The sequence below is a fragment of the Hymenobacter negativus genome (assembly GCF_016056375.1).
GTDB lineage: Bacteria > Bacteroidota > Bacteroidia > Cytophagales > Hymenobacteraceae > Hymenobacter > Hymenobacter negativus_A.
The window spans coordinates 16,337-38,166 of sequence record NZ_JAEDAE010000011.1; the positions used below are offsets into that span (position 1 = coordinate 16,337).

Sequence of the window (21,830 nt, forward strand, 5' to 3'; positions counted from 1 at the left end):
CGGCTTCAACAGCTTTAGAAGCGGGCTTAGGAAAAGGAAGGCTTATATGCTAGGCTGCTATATTTCGTATTTTGGTGACATGAAAAGTGTTTTACCGTTGTTAGTTCTTGTCTTCGCCCAGTGTAGCATGGAAAAATTCAAGCATCCGGTTGCTATTATCCAACGGGCCGAAATTCGACAGGATGGACAGCACACGCCGGTAGGTATTGTCGAGCCAGGTGATTCCATCGATTTCATTGATTACACCTACCGTCCGGCCGACAGTACGGCGCTAGTTCAATTGCGCAACGGCAAACGCGGCTACATTCCAGTGTCAGCACTCAAAGTGCCTGAATGGCATAACTAACATAATACTCCTCAATTTGGGTTAGTTAGACAATGAGCGAAAAAATGAAATATGTCGTACTGACGTTATTAATTTTATCCCTATTGTTTTTGGGATTTACATGGCTCGTTTACCACGGTAGCGGGCACCGCATCCCCGTCGAAACAGACCGTTTTTTTATTCTGGTAACGCTGATTAATGTTGGGCTATTGTGTCTCGTAGGTGCTTGGATAAAGAGGCATAGACGGACATAGTTAAGGAAGTAGCGAATCAGCCAAACACCCATTCCCACCAAATCAAGCCTACTCCACACCCCACCAAAAAAGGCCCGCCTCCAACCGGAGACGGGCCTTTCTGCTAATAACGCTACCGAAACTACGCAGCGTAAGCAGCGGCGAAGCGTTTGTTCACTTCATCCCAGTTGATGAGGTTGAAGAAGGCGGCTACGTAGTCGGGGCGGCGGTTCTGGTATTTCAGGTAATAAGCGTGCTCCCACACGTCGAGGCCGAGGATGGGCATGCCTTTGCAGCCGGTTTCTGGCATCAGCGGGTTGTCCTGGTTTGGGGTCGAGCAGATTTGTACCGAGCCGTCGGGCTGCTTGCACAGCCAGGCCCAGCCCGAGCCGAAGCGCGTGGTAGCGGCTTTGGTGAATTCTTCCTTGAACTTGTCGTAGGTGCCGAAAGCCTTGTTGATGGCTTCGCCAACTGCGCCGGTGGGCTGCCCTCCGCCGTTGGGCGACAAGATGGTCCACCACAGCGAGTGGTTGTAATGGCCGCCGCCGTTGTTGCGCACGGCCGCCGGGGCCTTGGCAATGTTGTGCAGGATTTCCTCGATGGACTGGTTTTCCATCTCCGTGCCCGCGATGGCCGCGTTCAGGTTGGTCACGTAGGCCTGGTGGTGCTTGCTATGGTGGATTTCCATGGTTTGCGCGTCAAACGTGGGTTCGAGCGCATCGTAAGCGTACGGAAGTTTCGGGAGTTCGAAAGCCATAATTACAGAGGGTTTGGGTGGTGGTGAGTAAGAATGTTGGACAGGGGTAAAACAGTCAGCGCCGTGCATGGTTGCGGCCGTTTCGCCGAGAAGGTCAAAAGTATATTATTTCCTCTTCAAACTGAAAAATTTACGCATTAAGGCCGCACATTCTTCGGCCCGCACGCCGCCGCGTAGCTTAGTGCGCGGGTGCAGTAGCGCTCCATGTCGCCGGAAGCCCACTTTCGGCTCTTCGGCCCCGAACACCACGGCCTTCATCTGGGCCCAGTAACTGGCCCCGGCGCACATCACGCACGGCTCGATGGTGACGTAAAGGGTGCAGTCGGACAGGTATTTATTGCCGAGGTAATTGGCGGCGGCGGTTAGGGCCAGCATTTCGGCGTGGGCCGTCACGTCGCGCAGGCGTTCGGTCTGGTTGTAGCCCCGTCCGATTATCTGGTTTTCAAACACGACCACGGCCCCGATGGGAATTTCATCAGCGGCAAAGGCTTTTTCGGCCTCGGCCAGCGCCTGGGCCATGAAATAGTCGTCGGATAAATCTGTCATTGCGAGTGGAGCGCAGCGGAACGCGGCAATCCGTCCTGTAAACGCGACTGGTTTTCTAAACGCAGAGGGTTCAGAGGTGAATGGGGTGATAAGGCTTTCTAGGAGAAGGGCATTGGTGGCATTGGGAGGAAGGATTGCCGCATTTCGCTCGCAATGACATACAATTTACTTCTTCATCACAATAGCCCCCATCACGGCCTGGGCCGTGGGCTGCCACTGCGCCTGCTCATCGGCCGGCGCCACGAAGGTGAAGACGTACAATTGAGTGCCCTCGATGGCGTATTGCACGGTCTGGTAGCGTTTGATGGGGGCCAGCTGACTGCCGGTGCGCTTGCTGTCGGCCACCGTCGACACGAATTCGAAATAGATGAGATCGCGCCCGTTCACGGTCCGAATGTCTTCCTTGATGAAGTCAACCTTGGTATAGAGCCGCTGGATGCTGGACTTGTAAATCTTAATCAGTACGCCGTAATCGAAGCTTTCGAAGGTGGTGGGGCGCACGGCCACACTGAAATCCACGCGCCCGCTGGGGTTGGAAAACACGGCCAGCGGCTTGCGCGGCGAAGGGTATTTCACGGCAATGCCGTCGTCGGGCAGCGGCGCGAAGCCCACCGGCACGCCCACGCTCAGGCTCGAGGCCAGCTTCACGGTGGTAAGCTTAGGCTTGGGCGCAAAGGCCGTGAGGCCAAAAAACAGCAGCAGGAGCGAGGCGAATGTGAATTTCATAGCAAAGAGCAACGATGAGGGCATAAAAGTAGTGCCCCGGCTTTTGGGGCCGGGGCACTGCTAAGGCATCGGTTAGCGCCGAATGGTGGGGTACTTGATGCGGACCTTCTTCCAGTACACGTAGTTGCCGGTTTTGGCTTCTACCAGGTAGGTGCCGGCCGGAATCTTGCCCAGGTTCACCGGCGCGCCGGTGTTGTTGGCGGGGTCCAGGTCGGTCTGGTACATCACCTTGTTCTTGTAATCGGTCATCACCAGCGTGCCGGGCTTGGTGAACTGCTGGGTGAAGCTGAGCAGAATATCGGTCGAGTTTGGCTTGGGAAATACGTCGATGCCCGACAGCGTTTCGATGCGCTTGATGGGACCATCGAGCGTGACCGCGCCGGCCGTGCCCTTCGATTTAATCTCCATGCCCGTGGCATCGGACTTGGTTTTGGTCTTGATTTTGGTTTGGGCCTGCGCGGAGCCGGCGAACAACAACGCGGCAGCCAGCGCGAAAGAGGGGAGGAATTTCATTGGGAATTGAAGGGATTGAGAAGACAAAGGAACGCAGTTGCTAACGCCCTTTGCATACTCCGTACCAAAGTTTGGGTTTCGCCCCGCCGCTGTGGTGGCTACCTTCGCACAAAAAAACGGAGTCAGAACCACGCTAGTCAAATCCGTTCTTATCCGTCAAATCCGTTAAAATCTGCGGTCCATGCTACGTACCCACACCTGCGGCGAGCTCCGCCCCGAACACATTGGTCAAACCGTCAGCCTTTGCGGCTGGGTGCAGCGCACCCGCGACAAAGGCTCCCTGCTCTGGATTGACCTGCGCGACCGGTACGGCCTCACCCAAATCACCCTCGAAGAAGGCGTGGAGGCCGATGCCGTGCGCGAAACCGCCCGCCAGCTCGGCCGCGAGTTTGTGCTGAGTGTGACCGGCAAAGTGGCCGAGCGCTACTCCAAAAACGATAAAATCCCTACGGGGGCCATCGAAATCCGCCCCGAGAAAGTGGAGATTTTGAATCCCGCCAAATTGCCGCCCTTCCTCATCGAAGACGACACCGACGGCGGCGACGACCTGCGGATGAAGTACCGCTACCTCGACCTGCGCCGCACCCCCGTGCGCAACAACCTGATGTTGCGCCACAAAATGGCCCAAGCCGTGCGCCGCTACCTCGATGGCCAGGACTTCATCGAAGTCGAAACACCCGTCCTCATCAAGAGCACGCCCGAAGGGGCGCGCGATTTCGTGGTGCCCTCGCGTATGAACCCCGGCGAGTTTTACGCCTTACCGCAAAGCCCCCAGACGTTCAAGCAGCTGCTCATGGTGTCGGGCTTCGACCGGTATTTCCAGATTGTGAAGTGCTTCCGCGACGAGGACCTGCGCGCCGACCGCCAGCCCGAATTCACGCAGATTGACTGCGAAATGGCCTTCGTGGAGCAGGAAGACGTCCTGGATATGTTCGAAGGCCTGGTGCGCTACCTGTTCAAGGAAATCAAAAACCTCGATTTCCCCACCGTGCCCCGCATGACCTACGCCGAGGCCATGCGCGACTACGGCAACGACAAGCCCGACACCCGCTTCGCCATGAAGCTCACCGACCTCACCGAAACCACGAAAGGCCAAGGCTTCCCCGTGTTCGACGGCGCTGAACTGGTGCTGGGCATCAACGCCGCCACCTGTGCCGCCTACACCCGCAAGCAGATTGACGAGCTAACCGAGTGGGTGAAGCGCCCGCAAATCGGGGCCACTGGCCTCGTGTACGCCCGTGTGGAGGCCGATGGCCAGGTGAAATCCTCGGTTGATAAGTTCTACTCGCAGGAGGAATTGCAGAAGTGGAAAGCGGCCTTCAATGCCAACCCCGGCGACCTCATCCTGCTGCTGGCCGGCTCCGAAGCCAAAACCCGCAAAGCTGCCAGCGAGCTGCGCCTAGAAATGGGCCGCCGCCTCGGTCTGCGTGACCCCAACTCGTTCTCGCCGCTGTGGGTGATTGACTTCCCGCTGCTCGAATTCAGCGAAGAGGAAAACCGCCATTTCGCCATGCACCACCCCTTCACCTCGCCCAAGCCGGAGGATTTGGCCTTGCTCGACGACCCCAAAACCATCGGTCAGACCCGCGCCAACGCCTACGACCTTGTGATAAACGGCGTAGAAATCGGTGGCGGCTCCATCCGCATCCACGACCGTGCCGTGCAGGCTCGCATGTTCTCGCTCCTGGGCTTCACTCCCGAGGAGGCCCAGGCCCAGTTTGGCTTCCTGCTCGATGCCTTCGAGTACGGCGCCCCGCCCCACGGCGGCCTGGCCTTCGGCTTCGACCGCCTCTGCAGCCTCTTCGGCGGCTCGGATTCCATCCGCGACTTCATCGCCTTCCCGAAAAATAACTCCGGCCGCGATGTGATGATAGACTCGCCCTCGCCCATCGCCGATGCGCAATTGAAGGAGCTGAGCATTAAGACCGACGTGGTGGCGAAGTAGCAGTATGGAAAAATCTGCTTCCAGCCTAAATAGAAATAGCTTTGAGCACGAGATTGGTTATTCGCAAAGCGCCATTCTTGCTAATTTTATTTTCGGAGGTTTTCTTTTGCTTACTGGGGTGGGCCTAGCGTTTTGGTTGGAGAGCTGGGTTGCTGCATACTTTTCCGTAATAGGCTTATTTCTAATATGGCGAGCAATCAGGCGCATTCGCAATCAGGGGCCGCAGCTAAAAATAGGAAGCCAAGGAATCTGGACAGTAGCAACAGGTTTTTTGCCCTGGACTAAAGCCCAGGCTATAATTAAAGTTGAGTCTGGTCATCGTTCTGCCACGACGTATTTAATCATACTTGCAAAAGGTAGTTATGGAGAGATAACCCGAATAGCCTTAGAAGGCTTAGACGTGGATGCGCGTAATCTGCAAGCCTATTTGAATAAGTATGCACCAAAGCAAATCTGATTCTCAAAATACAGCAGCGGCGACTGATACTTCAGTCGCCGCTTTTTTATTGGAGTGCGAGAAAGGCCCAATACGTTAGGGTCGCAAAACTCCTGGTTCGACGGGCTACGAGCCTGACTAAACGAAGAGGCAACCCCAGCCCCTCATGCACCGAGTAGGTTTGTATCAGTTAACAACTTAACCACTCACCCCCATGACCAAGCTGTACATCTTCGCCGCCATTTTCCTGTTCTGGAGCGCCCTTGCTGCTTCCCTGATGCAAGTGCAGCTAGTGGCTTCGCCGATGCACAAGATGCGGGTGCCTACCTACCGTTCCGTGCCTGCGCGCGCCATGGTTATCGCGCAGGTGAATACGAGTGCCACGGCTGCTTCTTACAATTAATTACGGCATCGTTTTCCGATAATTCTACTCGATACATAAGCTTCATAAATTGAAATTTAGCTCCTGAACAGCAATGCCGAACCCAAGTGGGTTCGGCATTGCTGTTCAGGAGTATAACGCGACCATTTATTCTGCCGCTTAATTACAACCAGGCCATATTTTCCTTGAACTCGACCGGGTACATATTGAGGTATTGCACGATGCGCGGGTAGGTGCCGTGGTTTGGGCTGCTGCCGTGCGGCAATGCGTGGTGCCAAATAATAAAATCGCCGGCCTCGGCCGCGATGGGCACGGCCAACGCGTCCAGATTCACCCGGCGCGGGTCGGTGCCGGCAGGCAGGGTAGCCAGCCAGCTTTCCAGCTTGCGGTGGAAGCACGGCACGCAACGGAAAGCGCCTTGCTCGGCCGGCGTGTCGCAGAGGTACAGCAGGCCCTGGGTACCGAAGTGCAGCGGCGGCTCCAGGCTCATGTCCCAATGCAGGGGAGTGCCCTGGTGCTGGTAGGTAGCGGTTTCGGGTGGGTTGAAGCTGGTGCGGTCGGTGGTTTTCCAGAGGTCGGCGGTTTGCCAGAGCTGGACAAAAGCTTTCTGAATCCGCTTCGATTGCCGGTTTTCTAGTAGGGTTGGGTGGTGGTAAAAATCCATCATAATGCCCTTGCCAATGGGTTTTTCATACCAGGTGGCCGGGTCGTCAGGAGCCATGCCCAAAACCTCCCACACGGCCTTTTCGGTGGCGCGGGCCTGTTCTTTCGAAACGGCCGCACGAAGGATTACATAGCCATGTTCAGCCCAGAAGGCCAAATCCACAGCGCTCAGTACGTCCTCCTCTTCCTCAATTTCGCGCAAATTAGCAATCAGCCTTTCTGAATAGGGTTGACTGGAAATGATGCTATTGAGACGTTCGATTTGTAATGGGTCAATCTGCCCGTTGTTTTTTGCCAGAACCCAATTTTCAAACTCCGCAAAGCTCGGCACCGATTGCATCAAATAGCGCATGGTCTCCTCAAGCGGCAAACCAAGGCCGTTGAGCAGCAGGTTATCAAAACGCCAGCTTTTTTCGCTTTGCTCGATGAATACGCCATTACGCTTGGCCAAAGACTGCGCCCAGAAACGCTTTAAGTGCATCACCCCCAGCTTCCCGGTTTCCACTGATGAAGTAAGGTCAAGTTGCGCTTTCATATGCTTTAAAATCCTGATAAAAGATGAATCCAAACGCGACACTTGGCCGAGCTGTGGCAAATTACAGTGGAACACAAAAAAAGCGGCAACTGAACTCAGTTGCCGCTTCCCGTTTCAAGTCATTCAAGCTAGAAGTTCCGCTCGCCCGTCTCGCGCTTGCCCAGCATCACCGAGCCCACCATGGCGGCCAGCAGCAGGATGGAGGCCAGCTCAAACGGCAGCGCATAGTCCTTGAACAGCACCATGCCCAGGCGGTCGACCATGCCAATCTGCGAATCGAAACTGGTGGGGTCGTAGCCGGCGGGACTCACGTTGCGCAGCGCCGCCACCAGAATGAGCAGCAACGAGCCGCCGGCAATGGCCGCCGCAAACTTGGCCAGGGCGGGTTTGTGCGGCTCCGTGTCTTCGTTCAAATTCAGGAACATAATCACGAACAGGAAAAGCACCATGATGGCGCCGGCGTACACGATGATGTTCACCGCCGCCAAGAACTGCGCGTTCAGCAGCAGGTAGTGGCCCGAGAGCGTGAAGAACGTGAGGATGAGAAACAGGACGCTGTGCACTGGGTTTTTGGCCAGCACCACGCCCAATGCACTCAGCAGGGCCACGAACGAAAGAAAGAGGAAGAGAGGAGACATTGAGGTGTCATGCTGAGCGGAGCGAAGCATCTTATCACGCTTGCGCCGCGGGGGTTAACATATTTCTGACGAAAGCAGCGGTGATAAGATGCTTCCTTCGTCAGCATGACAAACAGGCTACGCCAGCTGCGAACGCAGCTTATCGGCCTGCTCGGGCGTGAGCTGAATACCGCGCTTCGAGCGGTTATCGGGCGTCACGGGCTCCACCAGCCGGTCTTTGCCGTAAATAAACTCGTCGCGCTCGAAGCGCGGCGGAGCCATTTTATCGGCTTGCAGATACACGGCCGCTTTCGGGCAGGCTTCTTCGCACAGGCCGCAGAAGATGCAGCGCAGCATGTTGATTTCGTAGCTGACGGCGTATTTCTCTTCACGGTAGAGGCCTTCCTCGCCCTTCTTGCGCTCGCCGGCTACCATCGTAATGGCTTCGGCGGGGCAGGCCACGGCGCACAGGCCGCAGGCCGTGCAACGCTCGCGGCCAACTTCGTCGCGCTTCAGCACGTGCAGGCCGCGGAAAACGGGGGAAAAGGGGCGCACCTCTTCGGGGTAGCGAATGGTTACCTGCTTTTTGGTGGCCGCCCGGAAAAAGTGCTGCATCGTGATGCTCAGGCCTTGGAAGATGGCGGGCAGGTAGGCGCGCTCGGCGAAGCTCATAGGCTTCTTTTCGAGGACTTTGGCGCGTTTGCTTAAGGATTCCATAGTGGTTATTTAATTACGCCGAACGTAATCAGGCCGCCCGTGAGCAGGATGTTGAAAATAGCCAGGGGGATGAGGATGGTCCAGCCCAGGCGCATCAGCTGGTCGTAGCGGAAGCGCGGGAGCGTCCAGCGCACCCACATGAAGAAGAAGATGCCAATGAAAATCTTCGTGAACATGGCCACCACACCCATCAGCACGAAAATGTTGTGCGCCCAGTCGGCCGAAAGGCCGGTTTTGGTAGTCAGGAAATCGAGGAATTCGTACTGGAACGGATAGTTGAAACCGCCGAAGTAGAGCACCGACATCACGGCCGTGGCCACAAATACGTTCACGTACTCGGCAAACAGGTAGAGCCCCATTTTCATCGAGCTGTACTCGGTGTGGTAACCGCCAATCAGTTCGGTTTCGCACTCGGGCAGGTCGAAGGGCGTGCGGTTGGTTTCGGCAAAAGCGCAGACCAGGAAAATCACGAAACCCAGCGGCTGACGCACAATGTTCCAGAAGTGCCACTCGCCGGCTACCGACTGTTGCAGCGTGATTTCGCGCAGCGAAAGCGTGCCCGACATCATCAGCACGGCAATCAGGGCCAGGCCCATCGCCAGCTCGTAGCTGATGTTCTGCGAAGCGGCCCGAATGGCACCCAGCAGCGAGAACTTGTTGTTTGAAGCCCAGCCGCCAATCATGATGCCGTAAACGCCCAGGGCCACCACGCCGAAGACGTAGAGCATCCCGACGTTGATTTCGATGCCCTGCAAGTGCACGATGGTGTCGCCGAATTTCAGGAAGTTGCCGAACGGAATCACTGCCGACGACATCAGGGCCGTGACCATGGCCAGGCAGGGGCCGAAGATGAACAGTGCCCGGTTGGCCCCGGCGGGGAAGAATTCTTCCTTCGTGAAGAGCTTTACGGCGTCGGCCAGCGGCTGGAGCAGGCCGAACGGGCCGGCACGGTCCGGGCCCACCCGGTCCTGAAAAAAGGCGGCCCACACCCGCTCGAAGTAAGTACAATAGGTGGCAATCAGCAGCGAAATGCCGAAGGTTGCCAGAACGACGAGGCCTTGCCAGCCCAGAGCGGGGAGAGTCATAGTTTAGATGTCATGCTGAACGGAGTGAAGCATCATATCACGTCCGTCTAGCCATTGATTAGTATTTCTGACGAAGGCAGCGGTGATAGGATGCTTCCTGCGTCAGCATGACAAATGATTAATTATTCAAACCGCCCAGTCGCAGCGGCGGGTTGCGCTCCAGCTCGCGGGTGGTGCTTTCGGGCAAGTCCTGAATGACCTGTGGGTTCACCACCGGCAGTTCGTAGTGGTTTTGCGCGATAACCGAGGCGCGGCTGATGTGCGCCGGGCCTTCCAGTACCCAGTCCGACGTTTCCTTTTTGTCGAAGCGGCAGGTGTTGCAAATCCACTCTTTCACTTCGCCGTAAGCGTCCTTGCGGGCCGTTACGCGCAACACGTCTTTGCCTTTGTACCAAAGCGTTACGCGGCCATTGCACTTATCGGTGGTGCAGTCGCGGTGGGCGTCCACCGGCTTTGTGAACCACACGCGCTGCTTGAAGCGGAAGGTTTTATCGGTCAGCGCGCCCACGGGGCACACGTCGATTACGTTGCCGCTGAACTCGTTGTCAATGATGTTCTCGATGTAGGTACCGATTTCTGAAGCATCGCCGCGGCCCAGCACGCCGTGCACGCGCTCGGGGGTGAGCTGGTCGGCGGTGTACACGCAGCGGTAGCACAGAATGCAGCGCGTCATGTGCAACTGGATGAGCGGGCCAATATCGATTTTCTCGAAGGTGCGGCGCTCTTCCTCATAACGGGTGGTGCTCACGCCGTGCTCGAAGGCGAAATCCTGCAGGCTGCATTCGCCGGCCTGGTCGCACACCGGGCAGTCGAGCGGATGGTTGATGAGCAGCATCTCCACGATGCCCTTGCGTACGTCCATCACCTGTTGGTTGATGGTGTTTTCCACCACCATGCCGTCCTGCACCGTCGTGATGCACGAGGCCACCAGCTTGGGCATGGGGCGCGGGTCTTTGGCCGAGCCGGCCGAAACCTTCACGAGGCAGGCGCGGCACTTGCCGCCCGAGCCTTTCAGGGGGGTATAGTAGCACATGGCGGGCGGCACGATGCCGCCGCCAATCTGGCGGGCCGCGTTCAGGATGGTGGTTCCGTCCGGAACTTCCACCTCAATGCCGTCGAACGTTATTTTAGCCATTGGATAGTTTTGTCATGCTGAGCTTGCGAAGCATCTTATCACGTTCGCAGTGCTCGGGTAATATCAGGTTCTGATGAAGGCAGCCGTGATAAGTTGCTTCCTTCGTCAGCATGACAGAAAGTTAAATTAAGCCAGCACCGCTGCGCCGCGGTAAACCGCGCCGGGGGCCGAAGCTTCTTTAGGATTGGTCACGTGCCACTCGAATTCGTGGCGGAAGTGGCGCACTGCGGCCGCTACCGGCCACGCGGCCGCCTCGCCCAGCGGGCAAATGGTGTTGCCTTCAATCTGCTTGGCTACGCTCACCAGCAGGTCGATGTCGTGCATCGAGCCGTGGCCGTGCTCCAGGCGGTGCAGCACCTTTTCCATCCAGCCCGTACCCTCGCGGCAGGGCGAGCACTGCCCGCACGACTCGTGGTGGTAAAAGCGGCTGAAATTCCAGGTGTTCTTCACGATGCACGTTGTTTCGTCCATCGCAATGAAGCCGCCCGAGCCCAGCATAGTGCCCGTCACAAAGCCACCGTCGCTGAGCGACTCGTAAGTCATCAGGCGGTTTTCGCCGGCGGCGGTTTTCAAAATCAATTCTTTAGGAAGAATTGGCACCGACGAACCACCAGCCACTACGGCCTTCAGGTCACGGCCTTTCCAGATGCCACCGCAGTACTCATCTGAGTAGATGAATTCTTCAACGGGCAGGCCCAACTCAATTTCGTAGATGCCAGGCTTGTTCAGGTGGCCACAGGCCGAGATGAGCTTGGTGCCCGTGCTTTTGCCGATGCCGATTTTGGCGTACTCGTCGCCGCCCTCGTTCACGATAACCGGCACGGCTGCAATGGTTTCCACGTTGTTTACTACCGTGGGGCGGGCGTAAAGCCCTTGCACGGCCGGGAATGGCGGCTTGTTACGCGGGTTGCCGCGCTTGCCTTCCAACGATTCCAGCAGTGCGGTTTCTTCGCCGCAGATGTAAGCCCCGCCCCCGGGATGCACATGCAAATCGAGCGAGTAGCCCGAGCCGAGAATGTTCTCGCCCAGAAAACCAGCGGCATAAGCTTCAGCAATAGCCTTTTCCAGAATGCGCAGCACGTACAACAGCTCGCCGCGGATGTAGATGTAGCTGGTGCGCGCGCCCAGGGCATAGCTACCCGTAATCATGCCTTCAATCAGCAGGTGGGGCAGTTTCGTCATTAGCTGACGGTCTTTGAAGGTGCCAGGCTCCGATTCGTCGGCGTTGCAGACGAGGTAGCGCGGCACACCCTCCGGCTTGGCCAGGAAGCTCCATTTCATACCGGCGGGGAAACCCGCGCCGCCGCGCCCACGCAGGCCCGACTTCTTTACTTCCTCCACCACTTCGTCGGGCGTCATGGTTTTGAGCGCCTTCTCCACGGAGCGGTAGCCGCCGTGCTTGCGGTACACTTCAAAGGTGTTGATGCCTTCGACGTTAATATGTTCAGTTAATAGCTTGCGTCCCATCTACTTGTTTTCTAAACCTGCGAGCCGATTTTCAATTTTGTCAAGACGTTGACGGGTTGCGCCAGCTTCTTTGCGAAAAGCCTCAATTATCATGGTCGTATTGGTGCGGTCAGCTTCCATCAGCAGCTCGAACGCTTGTTGGTTTCTCTCTGCTGGTTCAGCATAATTTCGACCATGCGGTTGATAGAGGCTTTCATGTCGTGCATCTCAATAAGAATGTCCGACACGACCAGTGGCAAATCCTGATTCTGTTCGGCCATAAGACTAATCTTTTTTCAGCGAGTTTGGCAGTCCTGTTTCCTCCCAAGGCAGAATGGGACGGTGCACCAAGCTCTTCAACTCGTTCAGCATGGCGTCCACCGCTTCGGGGGTGTCCAGCTGCTCGTAGTATTTCTCGCGCACCTGTACCACGGGGGCGAAGCCGCAGGCAGCCAGGCATTCCACTTCCTTCAGGGTAAAGGCGCCGTCGGGCGAAGTGCCGCCTACTTTGGCGCCGGTGATACGTTCCAGGTTGGCCGTTAATTCATCCGAACCGCGCAGCATGCAGGGACCCGTGCGGCAGATTTCCAGCACGTGCTTGCCTACGGGCTTGAGGTTGAACATGGTGTAGAACGATGATACCTCGTACACCTCAATTGGCTTGATTTTCAACGTCTCGGCCACCAGGTCCTGCACCTCGGGGCTCACCCAGCCGCCGAATTCGGCTTGCGCGATGTGAAGAATCGGCAGTAGGGCCGATTTGCTCCTCTCCTCGGGATAATGCGTGAGCAGGCGCTTGATTTCCGCCTGAGCGGCGGCAGAGAATTGCGGTTTGGTGGGCGCGGTGGTCGGCTCCATAGCAGTCAATTTCAACAAAAACTAAGCGTCCAGCTCGCCAGCAATGACGTTCATGGACGAGAGAATGACAATGGCGTCCGACAGCGTTGTGCCCACGGCCATCTCGGGGTAAGCCTGATAATAGATGAAGCAGGGCCGGCGGAAATGCAGGCGGTAGGGCGTGCGGCCGCCATCCGAAATCAGGTAGAAACCCAGTTCGCCGTTGCCGCCTTCCACCGAGTGATATACCTCGCCAACCGGAGCGTCAATCTCGCCCATCACGATTTTGAAGTGGTAAATCAGAGCCTCCATGTTCTTATACACTTCCGGCTTGGTGGGCAGGTAGTAGTGCGGAGCGTCAGCGTGGTAGGGGCCGTCGGGCAGCTTGTCGAGGGCCTGGTTTATGATGCGCAGGCTCTGCCAGATTTCCTCGTTGCGCACGATGAACCGGTCGTAGGTGTCACCGTTAGTACCCACCGGAATGTCGAACTCAAAGTCTTCGTAGCTCGAATAGGGGTTCATAGCGCGCACGTCGTAGTCGACGCCGGCGGCCCGCAGGTTGGGGCCGGTGAAGCCGTAGCTCAGCGCTTTCTCCGCCGAAATCGGGCCCACGTTTACCACGCGGTCCATGAAAATGCGGTTGCGGTTGAACATGTTCTCGAACTCCTTCATCACGGCCGGGAAGCTCTTCAGCCAGGCGCGAAGCTTGTCGATGGCGGCCGGCGAAAGGTCGCGCTCCATGCCGCCCACGCGGCCCATGTTGGTGGTGAGGCGGGCGCCGCACACCTCCTCGTAGATTTCGTAAATCTTCTCGCGCTCCTGGAACACGTAGAGGAAGCCGGTGAAGGCACCGGTGTCCACGCCCAGAATCGAGTTGCAGATGAGGTGGTCGGCAATGCGGGCCAACTCCATCATAATCACCCGAATGTACTGCGCGCGCTTCGGCACGGTCACGCCGAGCAGCTTCTCCACCGTCATGTGCCAGCCCAGGTTGTTGATGGGCGACGAACAGTAGTTCATCCGGTCGGTGAGGGTGGTAATCTGGTAGAACGGCTTACGTTCGGCCAGCTTCTCGAAGGCGCGGTGGATGTAGCCGATGGTGGGCACACCGGATACGATGCGCTCGCCATCCATTTGCAGGATGTTCTGAAAAATGCCGTGCGTGGCGGGGTGCGTCGGGCCCAGGTTCAGCGTCGTCAGCTCCTGGCTGAAGTCGTTGAGAATGGGCATCAGCTGGCCGGGGCGCTGGGCAGCGGCCTCTTCTTGAATTTTATGGGTGCCTGCCAGGGCGTCGTTTACTGCCATGATATGAGTATCAAGGGCCTAGCGGCCGAAAAACAGGTCGGTTTTGTCTTCGCGGGTACCGTCTTCCACCGGGTATTGCTTGCGCATGGGGTGGTAGTCCATGTCCTCCACGTTGAGAATGCGAATCAGATTGGGGTGGCCGGTGAAGATGACGCCGAAGAAATCGTAGGCCTCGCGCTCCATCCAGTTAGCGGTGTTGTAGAGGTCGGTCAGGGTAGGCACCACCGGGTCTGCCAGCGGGAAGAAGATTTTCAGGCGGAGCCGAATGTTCTTCGTCATGCTGTGCAGATGGTAAATCATGCCCAGCTCCTTACCCGGGTTCTCGGGGTAGTTGATGCCGCACATCGTGGTCAGGAAGTGAAACTTCAATTCCTGGTCTTGTTGCAGGCCGGCAATGATGTCGTGGATGCGCTCGCGCGTGGTCGTAGCCGTGAGCAGACCATAGGGCTCGTGCACATCGGTGAAGGTGCCCTCGCCAAACAGGCGGGTGAGCAACGCCAGTACCTGCGCGTTCTGGGCCTTTATCGGGTCTTCGGCAACGGGCGCTTCAGGAGCGGCAGCAGCATCTTGAGGAGTCATGGTGACTGGGTAAGTAGTCGGTATTGGGTAGTTGGTAGTCGGACAAGCAAGCGAAAAACGGGTGTCTGACTACTGACTACCCAATACCGACTGCCAGACTATTTAATGTTATAAGACGCGAGCAATTGCTGATACTCAGGGGCATTGCGGCGACGGAATGATTCGTTGCGGGCCAGGTCCTGCACGCGCATCAGGCCGTCGAGTACCTGCTCGGGGCGGGGCGGGCAGCCGGGTACGTACACATCCACCGGAATAATGCGGTCGATGCCTTGCAGCACGGAGTAGGAGTCGAAAATGCCGCCCGAGCAGGCACAGGCGCCCATGGCCAGCACCCAGCGGGGCTCGGCCATTTGCTCGTACACCTGCTTCACGATGGGGGCCATTTTTTTGGCAATGGTGCCCATCACCATCAACAGGTCGGCCTGGCGGGGCGAGAAGCTCGGACGCTCGGAACCAAAGCGGGAAATGTCATAGTGCGAGCCCATGGTGGCCATGAACTCGATGCCGCAGCAGGAGGTGGCGAAGGGCAAGGGCCAGAGCGAATTGGCGCGGGCCATGCCCACCACCTTCTCCAGCGAGGTGGCGAAGAAGCCAGCACCCTCAATGCCTTCGGGCGCCTCAACGGTTTTTATTTCAGGAACTCGGTTATCAGCCATGTCAGATTAATGATTAACGGTTAATGATTAGTGGTTAATCCATGGTCGTGCTAAGCACTAACCATTAATCACTAATCATTAAAATCAGGCGGCTTTCGCTACTTGGGCGGGCCGGTTTTCCAACACCGGCGCGTTGGCGAAAGTTTGCCCGGAAGGCACTTCATTCCAGCGCAGAATGCCCTTTTTGATAATGTAGAAGAAGCCCGCCAGCAGCAGCGCCATGAAGATGAGCATCTCGATGAAGCCGTAGTAGCTGCCGTTCTGGTTGAGGGCGCGGAAATTCACGGCCCAGGGGTACATGAAGATGACTTCCACATCAAAAAGCACAAACACGATGGCCGTGAGGAAGTACTTTACCGAAATCGGGGTGCGGGCATTGCCTACCGATTCGATGCCGCACTCGAAGGAGGCATCCTTTACGGTGCTGTGGCGCTTGGGGCCTACCAGGTGCGAAACCACCATGGCGAAGGCCACAAAAGCCAGGGCCAGACCGAATTGGATGACAATGGGAAGATAATCGGAAGGCTGATAATTAGCAGCCGGCAGGGCTAGGTACATAGTGGTCAATTATATAGCAAACAGGCCTCACGGGCGCTGAAGGGCAAAGGTAGCGCCCACGGGGTTGGGGCGCAATGTTGAAACGTGAACCGCTGGACGGCCGGCTGGTTTGGGCCGCAGATGACTGGTTATTGATACAGCAGCCGGCCGAAATATTCGCCGCACAATGGGCTTTTATTTGGATTACATGTGCTTTCTTTAGGGGCAAGCTGGTCGCTAATCTTCCCCGTTCCATGTCTAATCCTGAGAAAGCTGTGCCGGGTTCGGCGGCGGCCAGTGCGGCGCTGGTGGAGCGGGAGCATCAGCTTTCGGTTCTTTTCAATACCATTGCCGATGTCACGTTCATACTGAGCGTAGAGGGCGAAGGCCGCTATCGGTTTGTATTTGCTAATAAAGCCTTCGAAAAAACGACCGGGCTGCCGCTGGAACAGGTGCTGGGGTATTACGTGGAGGACATTATTCCGGAGCCCTCGCTCAGCTTGGTGCTCACCAAATACCGCGAGGCAATTACCCGCATGGAGCGCGTGGTTTGGCAGGAAACATCTGATTATCCGACGGGCCAGGTGACGGGCGAAGTAAGCGTGACGCCGGTGCCCGACGAGCGTGGCCACTGCTCCCAACTGGTGGGCGTGGTGCATGATTTGACCAAGGAAAAGCAGGTGGAAATGGCGTTGCGCCTCAGCAACGAGCGGTTTGCCTACGCCCTGAAGGCCACCACCGACGCCATTTACGATTGGAACGTGGCCGCCAACACGCTGTATTGGGGGGAAGGATTTGAAGAGTTATTTGGGCATCACCTCGCCGAAAACCCGACGCCATTCAGCAAATGGGCCGATTTGGTGCACCCCGATGACAGCCCGCGTGTGGTGGCGGGCCTGCTCCGGACAGCGTTTGAAACCAAAAATGTGTTCTGGGAGGAAGAGTACCAGTTCCGGCGGGCCGATGGTACGTGGGCCGAAGTATTTGACCGGGGCTACCTGTTGCGCGATGCGGCGGGCTGTACCGTGCGCATGATTGGGGCCATGAAGGACATCACGCCGCGCAAGCAGGCCGAGCGGCAGCAGCGGCTGCTGACCGAGAAGCTAATTGGCCAGAACAATGACCTGCAGCAGTTTACTTACATCGTGTCGCACAACCTGCGGGCGCCGCTGGCGAATGCACTGGGATTTAGCGACCTGCTGGCGCGAGTGGATAAGCACTCGGCGGTGTTCGACACGTCGCTGCACAACCTGCGCACCAGCCTGCAGCTGCTCGACGAGGTGCTAACCGATATGAACGATATTCTGTCGGTGCGCGATGAGCAGGCCGGCTACCGGCCCGAGCCGGTGCCGCTGGCCGTCGTATGCCAGCAGGCGCTGCAAGGCCTGCACGAAGCGCTGCAAGCCGCAAGCGGCCAGCTCCGCATTGCCATTCCGGCGGACCTGCGCGTGGCCGGCAGCCGGGCGTATTTCCACAGCATCTTTCACAACCTGATTTCCAATGCCATTAAGTACCGGGCCGATGCCCGGCCGCTGGTGATTGACATCATGGCTACCGCGACCCCGGCGGAGGGGTTGACCATAACGGTGCGCGATAATGGCTTGGGGTTTGACCGCCAGCAGGCCGGCAACAACGTTTTTCAACTCTACCGGCGCTTTCATGCGGGGCAGTCCGGGCGCGGCATTGGCCTGTATCTGGTACGGGCACACGTAGAAGCCATGGGCGGCCAGATTGCCGTGGAAAGCTGCCCCGGTGAAGGAACCGAATTCACTCTTCATTTCAGGCCCTATGCGGATGAAAACCTATCTCATTGATGACGACGAACTCGCCATCTACCTCACCGAGCATCTGTTGCGAGCCGAAGGGTTTTCCAATTGCATCTGCACATTTCAGTCGGCCCAAGAGGCGCTAGACAAGCTGGTGGGGCGAAAACAGGCCATACCACAGGTCGTATTTCTGGACCTTAACATGCCGCTGATGGATGGCTGGCAGTTCCTCGATGCCCTGACGCCTTACCAGGAGGCGTTACGCGGTACCTGTCGCATCTACATCCTCACCTCGTCGCTGGCGCTGAATGACCTGGAGAAATCCAAGCAGTACAACTTAGTGGCTGGCCTGATTCACAAGCCGTTGGATAGCGAAGAAATCCGCTCCATCCAGTCGCTTTACAGCGACGGGGAGGTAGGGGATGATGAGCCTTGCGACTGCTGACCACCAATTGGTAGCTATTAGTCAAATAGAAGCTGAGCGCTGCGGTTAGCTATTGACAATGAAAAAGCCGAACTTATTCAAGTCCGGCTTTTTCATTGTCAATAGCTGATAAGGCTTACAGGCCTTTGTCGCGGTTCAAATCCTCGGCTGGTTCCGAGCCGAGGAAGGGGTAGCGGTAGTCGGTGACGGGCACGAAGGTTTCCTTGATGGCGCGGGGCGACACCCAGCGCAGGAGGTTCAGGATGGAGCCGGCTTTGTCGTTGGTGCCGGAGGCGCGGGCGCCGCCGAATGGCTGCTGGCCCACCACGGCGCCGGTGGGCTTATCGTTGATATAGAAGTTGCCGGCGGCGTGCGTCAGCTTCTTCGAAGCCAAGTCGATGGCGTACCGGTCCTGCGCGAAAACGGCCCCGGTGAGGGCGTAGGGCGAGGTGGTATCTACCAGCTCCAGAGTTTCCTCGAATTGGTCGGCGTCGTAGACGTACACCGTCACCACGGGGCCGAACAGCTCGTCGCACATCGTGATGTATTTCGGGTCTTTGGCCAGGATGACGGTGGGCTCGATGAAGTAGCCTTTCGACTTGTCGTAGCCGCCACCGGCAATGATTTCGGCGTTCGGGTCGGCCTTGGCACCGTCGATGTATTTGGCGAGCTTATCGAAAGAAACTTCGCTGATAACGGCGTTGATGAAGTTGCCGAAGTCTTCCACGTCGCCCATTTTGAAGGAGGCGAGGTCCTCCTTCACGTAGCCGAGGATTTCATCGGCTAGGTTGCTGGGCAGGTAGACGCGCGAGGCCGCCGAGCATTTCTGGCCCTGGTACTCGAACGCGCCGCGCGAGATGCCCACGGCCACGGCCTTGGCGTGGGCCGTCTTGTGCGCCACGATGAAGTCTTTGCCGCCGGTTTCGCCCACGATGCGCGGGTAGGATTTGTAGCGGTGGATGTTCTGACCGATTTCCTGCCAGATGGTCTGGAAGACTTTGGTGGAGCCGGTAAAGTGAATGCCGGCAAAATCGGGGTGCTTGAACACTACGTCGCCCACCACCGGGCCGTCGGCGTAAATCAGGTTGATGACACCGGCCGGCACGCCGGCTTCTTCGAATAGCTCCATCAGCACCTGGGCCGAGTAAACCTGCGTATCGGCGGGTTTCCAGACGACGACGTTGCCCATCATGGCCGCTGAAGAAGGCAGGTTGGCGGCGATGGAAGTGAAGTTGAAGGGAGTGAGGGCAAACACGAAGCCTTCGAGGGGGCGCTGCTCCAGGCGGTTCCACATGCTGGGCAGGCTCTCGGGCTGCTGCTCGTACACCTGGCGCATGAAGTGCACGTTGAAGCGGAAAAAGTCAATCAGCTCGCAGGCGGCGTCGATTTCGGCCTGGAAGGCGTTTTTGCTCTGGGCCAGCATAGTGGCCGCGTTGATGCGGGCGCGGTAGGGGCCAGCCAGCAGGTCGGCAGCTTTCAGGAAAATGGCGGCGCGGTGCTCCCAGGGCAGCTCGGCCCAGGCAGTGCGGGCGGTCAGGGCGGCGTCGATGGCCTGATTCACGTGGCTGGCATCGCCGTAGTGGAAGTGGCCGATGGTACGCTGGTGGTCGTGCGGCGGGCTGATGCGCTTGAGGTTGCCGGTGCGCACCTGCTTGCCGCCGATGTGCATGGGAATGTCCAGCTCGAGCCCGCGCAGGCTCTTGAGCTGCTGCTGAAGCTCCAGCCGCTCTTTGGAGCCGGGCGCGTAGCCTTTGACGGGTTCGTTAATTGGGGTCGGGACGTTGAAAAAGCCGTTGGCCATAAGGATTCGGGGTTTGTTTTAGAGAGGGCTTGGGGTGGGATGGGACAAAGGTAAAGGCAGTTTAGAAAGCCCGTTTATTACGTAACCGCTTTACTGCTTTCCTTAACATTGAAGCAAGCATAAAGTAGGACCAGCCCAAAAGCCAAAATGGCTAGGGTTCTCCACTCAAACCACCCTTCCGTTGCCACAACAGTGTTCTTCGGGTTGTGAAGTTGGTAATGAATGGGAATCAGGCTTCCTACGCTGGATGACTTATAAATGTGTTTGCTGACTTCGGTAGTGGTGGTGACAGAATCACCCATTTGCCTTTTGAATACCAACTCAAGTTGATAAGTATTATTCGCCGCTTTGGGATTGATAATCTCGGTTTTTAACCGAGCGATGGCCAAAGGACCGTTGCTGGAACTCCAGCGTCCAAGGGTTTCTAAGGCAAATGTTCCAATCATTACCATACTGATAAAGAAAAGAACCATTTGAATCAGTGTTTTGGCAACCATAGAAATTGTTGGAACGTGGATTGAAAATAGCTACAGCCGCCCCAGCAGCTCCCGCACCTGCCGCGTCAGGTCCTCAAGCGAACCGCTGTTGTGCAGCACCACATCAAAATGCGGGTAGTCGTCCATAGCGGTTTCGCTGGGGTGGTTGTCGTCGCGGGTACCGTCGCCGCGCTGCTGCAACGGGTCGCCTTCCACGCGCAGCATAAGGCCGCCGCGGGCGCGGATGGGGTCGGCCTCGTTGGCGAAGCGCACGTCGGGCACCAGCACGAAGGCATCATGGGGCAGGCCAGCGAAGAAGGCATCGACCCACACCAGTGGTTCCCAGGCACGCAGGGCGCTGCCCACCTGCTGGAGCATTTCGCCCCGCGTGCGGTGGAAGGTGGGCACCAACTCGGCCTTGCCTTCCTGGGTGTAGTAGGGAGTCACGGCCTCGCCTGTGAGGGCCGCACAGACGGACTTAATGGAGTCGCCGAAGGAGCGAATCTGCCACTGGCGCTCGGGCTGGAGCTGTTGCAGGATGCGGGCCACGGTGTCTTTGCCGCTGCCCCGGCGGCCGGAGAGGCCAATGAGGTAAATCATGGGGTCGGGGTAGCCATCATGCTTCGCTGCACTCTGCACGACGGGCTTTTCTCGTTCTCTATTATAAAAACTCTTTTAGCTCACTCAGGCAACTGATTTCGTGCGTAATCTGGTTGAAATGCCGTCGCTTATCAGGGTTGAAATACACCTGGTCGATGCCGGCGTTGTACGCGCCCAGCACGTCGCATTCCAGGTTGTCGCCAATCATCAGGCTTTCGGCGGCGGTGGCCCCGGCGCGCTCCAGCGCGTGGCGAAACATGCGTGGGTCGGGCTTGAGGCAGCCACTTTCCTCGGAGGTAATCACCTCCTCGAAATAATGCGTCAGGTTCGACGAGGCCAATTTGATACCCTGAATGTCGTTGAAGCCGTTGGTAATGAGGTGTAGACGGTACTTGGGCTTCAGGTAGTCGAGTACCTCGTGGGTAAAGGGAAATACCGCCGATTTCTGAGGCAGGATATTGGTGAACTCAGCCGAGATGGTGGCCGGAATCTGGTCTTCGGTCAGGCCCAGCCGGGTCAGGGTGCGGCTGAAGCGTGCCTCGCGCAACTGGCTCTGGGTGATTTTATTGCTTTGGTACAAGCGCCAGAGGGCATGGTTAATGTCGCTGTAGACGCTAATAAAATGGTCGGCCGTGAAGGTGCCGTAGCGGGCGAAATCGTGCCGCTCGTAAAGGGTGAGCAGCGTTTCGTTGGCGTTTTTTTCGAAATCCCACAGCGTGTGGTCAAGGTCGAAGAAGAGGTGGCGGTATTTCATTCAGGCTTTGGGTTATTTGTTGTCGTTTGTCATC

25 protein-coding genes and 1 pseudogene are annotated in these 21,830 nt (G+C 57.4%); 6 read left to right on the forward strand and 20 right to left on the reverse strand.

Features of this window, described 5'->3' with window-relative positions; translation table 11 throughout:
• The first annotated feature begins 127 nt into the window (after nucleotides 1-127).
• Complete coding sequence (locus tag I7X13_RS18635; RefSeq protein ID WP_213019111.1) at nucleotides 128-346, forward strand: hypothetical protein; 219 nt, start codon at nucleotides 128-130, stop codon at nucleotides 344-346.
• A 354-nt stretch (nucleotides 347-700) separates the two neighbouring features.
• Here the strand turns inward: I7X13_RS18635 and I7X13_RS18640 are convergent, their stop codons facing one another.
• The 4 genes from I7X13_RS18640 to I7X13_RS18655 form a co-directional block, all read right to left on the reverse strand.
• The gene (locus I7X13_RS18640; RefSeq protein WP_198067266.1) at nucleotides 701-1,315 is read right to left on the reverse strand and encodes a superoxide dismutase; all 615 of its coding nucleotides are present in this window, start codon (nucleotides 1,313-1,315) and stop codon (nucleotides 701-703) included.
• Between the two features lie 105 nt (nucleotides 1,316-1,420).
• Nucleotides 1,421-1,861 (reverse strand): nucleoside deaminase, encoded by a 441-nt coding sequence (locus I7X13_RS18645; protein ID WP_233454851.1) that lies wholly within the window; start codon nucleotides 1,859-1,861, stop codon nucleotides 1,421-1,423.
• Between the two features lie 165 nt (nucleotides 1,862-2,026).
• On the reverse strand, nucleotides 2,027-2,587 hold the full coding sequence (locus I7X13_RS18650; RefSeq protein WP_198076643.1) for a hypothetical protein: 561 nt from the start codon (nucleotides 2,585-2,587) through the stop codon (nucleotides 2,027-2,029).
• Nucleotides 2,588-2,659: 72 nt separating this feature from the next.
• Nucleotides 2,660-3,100: a T9SS type A sorting domain-containing protein gene (locus tag I7X13_RS18655; protein WP_198076644.1), complete on the reverse strand. Its 441-nt coding sequence runs from the start codon at nucleotides 3,098-3,100 to the stop codon at nucleotides 2,660-2,662.
• A gap of 181 nt (nucleotides 3,101-3,281) precedes the next feature.
• On the opposite strand from I7X13_RS18655, the gene aspS reads away from it, so the two are divergent.
• The 3 genes from aspS to I7X13_RS18670 all read left to right on the forward strand — a co-directional run bounded on the left by aspS (nucleotide 3,282) and on the right by I7X13_RS18670 (nucleotide 5,884).
• Nucleotides 3,282-5,045 (forward strand): aspartate--tRNA ligase, encoded by a 1,764-nt coding sequence (gene aspS / locus I7X13_RS18660; RefSeq protein WP_198076645.1) that lies wholly within the window; start codon nucleotides 3,282-3,284, stop codon nucleotides 5,043-5,045.
• Nucleotides 5,046-5,049: 4 nt separating this feature from the next.
• The gene (locus I7X13_RS18665) at nucleotides 5,050-5,502 is read left to right on the forward strand and encodes a hypothetical protein (RefSeq protein WP_198076646.1); all 453 of its coding nucleotides are present in this window, start codon (nucleotides 5,050-5,052) and stop codon (nucleotides 5,500-5,502) included.
• Nucleotides 5,503-5,695: 193 nt separating this feature from the next.
• The gene (locus I7X13_RS18670; protein WP_198067262.1) at nucleotides 5,696-5,884 is read left to right on the forward strand and encodes a hypothetical protein; all 189 of its coding nucleotides are present in this window, start codon (nucleotides 5,696-5,698) and stop codon (nucleotides 5,882-5,884) included.
• A 142-nt stretch (nucleotides 5,885-6,026) separates the two neighbouring features.
• On the opposite strand, the gene I7X13_RS18675 is transcribed toward I7X13_RS18670, so the two are convergent.
• The 12 genes and pseudogenes from I7X13_RS18675 to I7X13_RS18730 all read right to left on the reverse strand — a co-directional run.
• The gene (locus tag I7X13_RS18675) at nucleotides 6,027-7,121 is read right to left on the reverse strand and encodes a phytanoyl-CoA dioxygenase family protein (RefSeq protein WP_198076647.1); all 1,095 of its coding nucleotides are present in this window, start codon (nucleotides 7,119-7,121) and stop codon (nucleotides 6,027-6,029) included.
• Nucleotides 7,122-7,189: 68 nt separating this feature from the next.
• A complete protein-coding gene (locus tag I7X13_RS18680) occupies nucleotides 7,190-7,699 on the reverse strand; it encodes an NADH-quinone oxidoreductase subunit J family protein (protein ID WP_198067260.1) in 510 nt (169 codons plus the stop codon).
• A gap of 117 nt (nucleotides 7,700-7,816) precedes the next feature.
• Nucleotides 7,817-8,395: a NuoI/complex I 23 kDa subunit family protein gene (locus tag I7X13_RS18685; RefSeq protein ID WP_211531862.1), complete on the reverse strand. Its 579-nt coding sequence runs from the start codon at nucleotides 8,393-8,395 to the stop codon at nucleotides 7,817-7,819.
• A gap of 5 nt (nucleotides 8,396-8,400) precedes the next feature.
• Nucleotides 8,401-9,480 (reverse strand): NADH-quinone oxidoreductase subunit NuoH, encoded by a 1,080-nt coding sequence (gene nuoH / locus I7X13_RS18690; RefSeq protein WP_198067259.1) that lies wholly within the window; start codon nucleotides 9,478-9,480, stop codon nucleotides 8,401-8,403.
• Nucleotides 9,481-9,598: 118 nt separating this feature from the next.
• The gene (locus I7X13_RS18695) at nucleotides 9,599-10,615 is read right to left on the reverse strand and encodes a 2Fe-2S iron-sulfur cluster-binding protein (protein ID WP_198067258.1); all 1,017 of its coding nucleotides are present in this window, start codon (nucleotides 10,613-10,615) and stop codon (nucleotides 9,599-9,601) included.
• Nucleotides 10,616-10,741: 126 nt separating this feature from the next.
• A complete protein-coding gene (gene nuoF, locus I7X13_RS18700; protein ID WP_198067257.1) occupies nucleotides 10,742-12,082 on the reverse strand; it encodes an NADH-quinone oxidoreductase subunit NuoF in 1,341 nt (446 codons plus the stop codon).
• 119 nt (nucleotides 12,083-12,201) lie between these two features.
• Entirely contained in the window at nucleotides 12,202-12,342 is a 141-nt protein-coding gene (locus tag I7X13_RS18705; protein ID WP_198076649.1) for a hypothetical protein, read from the reverse strand.
• Between the two features lie 4 nt (nucleotides 12,343-12,346).
• Complete coding sequence (locus tag I7X13_RS18710; RefSeq protein WP_198067255.1) at nucleotides 12,347-12,919, reverse strand: NADH-quinone oxidoreductase subunit NuoE family protein; 573 nt, start codon at nucleotides 12,917-12,919, stop codon at nucleotides 12,347-12,349.
• 21 nt (nucleotides 12,920-12,940) lie between these two features.
• The gene (locus I7X13_RS18715) at nucleotides 12,941-14,128 is read right to left on the reverse strand and encodes an NADH-quinone oxidoreductase subunit D (protein ID WP_232342268.1); all 1,188 of its coding nucleotides are present in this window, start codon (nucleotides 14,126-14,128) and stop codon (nucleotides 12,941-12,943) included.
• 93 nt (nucleotides 14,129-14,221) lie between these two features.
• The gene (locus I7X13_RS18720; protein ID WP_198067253.1) at nucleotides 14,222-14,782 is read right to left on the reverse strand and encodes an NADH-quinone oxidoreductase subunit C; all 561 of its coding nucleotides are present in this window, start codon (nucleotides 14,780-14,782) and stop codon (nucleotides 14,222-14,224) included.
• Between the two features lie 98 nt (nucleotides 14,783-14,880).
• Nucleotides 14,881-15,438: an NADH-quinone oxidoreductase subunit B gene (locus I7X13_RS18725; protein ID WP_211531861.1), complete on the reverse strand. Its 558-nt coding sequence runs from the start codon at nucleotides 15,436-15,438 to the stop codon at nucleotides 14,881-14,883.
• 165 nt (nucleotides 15,439-15,603) lie between these two features.
• Nucleotides 15,604-15,996, reverse strand: a pseudogene (locus I7X13_RS18730) (NADH-quinone oxidoreductase subunit A); the annotation flags it as partial.
• Between the two features lie 233 nt (nucleotides 15,997-16,229).
• On the opposite strand from I7X13_RS18730, the gene I7X13_RS18735 reads away from it, so the two are divergent.
• Nucleotides 16,230-17,789, forward strand: coding sequence for a sensor histidine kinase (locus I7X13_RS18735; protein ID WP_198076651.1), 1,560 nt, complete (start codon nucleotides 16,230-16,232; stop codon nucleotides 17,787-17,789).
• Complete coding sequence (locus I7X13_RS18740; protein ID WP_198076652.1) at nucleotides 17,770-18,186, forward strand: response regulator; 417 nt, start codon at nucleotides 17,770-17,772, stop codon at nucleotides 18,184-18,186. Before I7X13_RS18735 ends, I7X13_RS18740 begins: the two co-directional genes overlap by 20 nt.
• A gap of 115 nt (nucleotides 18,187-18,301) precedes the next feature.
• Here I7X13_RS18740 and pruA read toward each other — a convergent pair whose 3' ends face one another.
• From pruA to I7X13_RS18760, 4 genes are all read right to left on the reverse strand, one after another.
• Nucleotides 18,302-19,966, reverse strand: coding sequence for an L-glutamate gamma-semialdehyde dehydrogenase (gene pruA / locus I7X13_RS18745; RefSeq protein WP_198076653.1), 1,665 nt, complete (start codon nucleotides 19,964-19,966; stop codon nucleotides 18,302-18,304).
• Nucleotides 19,967-20,043: 77 nt separating this feature from the next.
• Complete coding sequence (locus tag I7X13_RS18750; RefSeq protein ID WP_198076654.1) at nucleotides 20,044-20,463, reverse strand: hypothetical protein; 420 nt, start codon at nucleotides 20,461-20,463, stop codon at nucleotides 20,044-20,046.
• A gap of 30 nt (nucleotides 20,464-20,493) precedes the next feature.
• Nucleotides 20,494-21,042 (reverse strand): nucleoside/nucleotide kinase family protein, encoded by a 549-nt coding sequence (locus I7X13_RS18755; protein ID WP_198076655.1) that lies wholly within the window; start codon nucleotides 21,040-21,042, stop codon nucleotides 20,494-20,496.
• Between the two features lie 61 nt (nucleotides 21,043-21,103).
• A complete protein-coding gene (locus I7X13_RS18760; RefSeq protein WP_198076656.1) occupies nucleotides 21,104-21,796 on the reverse strand; it encodes a YjjG family noncanonical pyrimidine nucleotidase in 693 nt (230 codons plus the stop codon).
• Nucleotides 21,797-21,830: the final 34 nt, after the last annotated feature.

Excerpts from the sequence above, each read along its gene's own strand:
- I7X13_RS18635 (WP_213019111.1), top strand. The coding sequence starts at position 128 with ATGGAAAAATTCAAGCATCCGGTTGCTATTATCCAACGGGCCGAAATT.
- I7X13_RS18640 (WP_198067266.1), bottom strand. The coding sequence starts at position 1,315 with ATGGCTTTCGAACTCCCGAAACTTCCGTACGCTTACGATGCGCTCGAA.
- I7X13_RS18645 (WP_233454851.1), bottom strand. The coding sequence starts at position 1,861 with ATGACAGATTTATCCGACGACTATTTCATGGCCCAGGCGCTGGCCGAG.
- I7X13_RS18650 (WP_198076643.1), bottom strand. The coding sequence starts at position 2,587 with ATGAAATTCACATTCGCCTCGCTCCTGCTGCTGTTTTTTGGCCTCACG.
- I7X13_RS18655 (WP_198076644.1), bottom strand. The coding sequence starts at position 3,100 with ATGAAATTCCTCCCCTCTTTCGCGCTGGCTGCCGCGTTGTTGTTCGCC.
- aspS (WP_198076645.1), top strand. The coding sequence starts at position 3,282 with ATGCTACGTACCCACACCTGCGGCGAGCTCCGCCCCGAACACATTGGT.
- I7X13_RS18665 (WP_198076646.1), top strand. The coding sequence starts at position 5,050 with ATGGAAAAATCTGCTTCCAGCCTAAATAGAAATAGCTTTGAGCACGAG.
- I7X13_RS18670 (WP_198067262.1), top strand. The coding sequence starts at position 5,696 with ATGACCAAGCTGTACATCTTCGCCGCCATTTTCCTGTTCTGGAGCGCC.
- I7X13_RS18680 (WP_198067260.1), bottom strand. The coding sequence starts at position 7,699 with ATGTCTCCTCTCTTCCTCTTTCTTTCGTTCGTGGCCCTGCTGAGTGCA.
- I7X13_RS18685 (WP_211531862.1), bottom strand. The coding sequence starts at position 8,395 with ATGGAATCCTTAAGCAAACGCGCCAAAGTCCTCGAAAAGAAGCCTATG.
- nuoH (WP_198067259.1), bottom strand. The coding sequence starts at position 9,480 with ATGACTCTCCCCGCTCTGGGCTGGCAAGGCCTCGTCGTTCTGGCAACC.
- I7X13_RS18695 (WP_198067258.1), bottom strand. The coding sequence starts at position 10,615 with ATGGCTAAAATAACGTTCGACGGCATTGAGGTGGAAGTTCCGGACGGA.
- nuoF (WP_198067257.1), bottom strand. The coding sequence starts at position 12,082 with ATGGGACGCAAGCTATTAACTGAACATATTAACGTCGAAGGCATCAAC.
- I7X13_RS18705 (WP_198076649.1), bottom strand. The coding sequence starts at position 12,342 with ATGGCCGAACAGAATCAGGATTTGCCACTGGTCGTGTCGGACATTCTT.
- I7X13_RS18710 (WP_198067255.1), bottom strand. The coding sequence starts at position 12,919 with ATGGAGCCGACCACCGCGCCCACCAAACCGCAATTCTCTGCCGCCGCT.
- I7X13_RS18715 (WP_232342268.1), bottom strand. The coding sequence starts at position 14,128 with ATGCCCATTCTCAACGACTTCAGCCAGGAGCTGACGACGCTGAACCTG.
- I7X13_RS18720 (WP_198067253.1), bottom strand. The coding sequence starts at position 14,782 with ATGACTCCTCAAGATGCTGCTGCCGCTCCTGAAGCGCCCGTTGCCGAA.
- I7X13_RS18725 (WP_211531861.1), bottom strand. The coding sequence starts at position 15,438 with ATGGCTGATAACCGAGTTCCTGAAATAAAAACCGTTGAGGCGCCCGAA.
- I7X13_RS18735 (WP_198076651.1), top strand. The coding sequence starts at position 16,230 with ATGTCTAATCCTGAGAAAGCTGTGCCGGGTTCGGCGGCGGCCAGTGCG.
- I7X13_RS18740 (WP_198076652.1), top strand. The coding sequence starts at position 17,770 with ATGAAAACCTATCTCATTGATGACGACGAACTCGCCATCTACCTCACC.
- pruA (WP_198076653.1), bottom strand. The coding sequence starts at position 19,966 with ATGGCCAACGGCTTTTTCAACGTCCCGACCCCAATTAACGAACCCGTC.
- I7X13_RS18750 (WP_198076654.1), bottom strand. The coding sequence starts at position 20,463 with ATGGTTGCCAAAACACTGATTCAAATGGTTCTTTTCTTTATCAGTATG.
- I7X13_RS18755 (WP_198076655.1), bottom strand. The coding sequence starts at position 21,042 with ATGATTTACCTCATTGGCCTCTCCGGCCGCCGGGGCAGCGGCAAAGAC.
- I7X13_RS18760 (WP_198076656.1), bottom strand. The coding sequence starts at position 21,796 with ATGAAATACCGCCACCTCTTCTTCGACCTTGACCACACGCTGTGGGAT.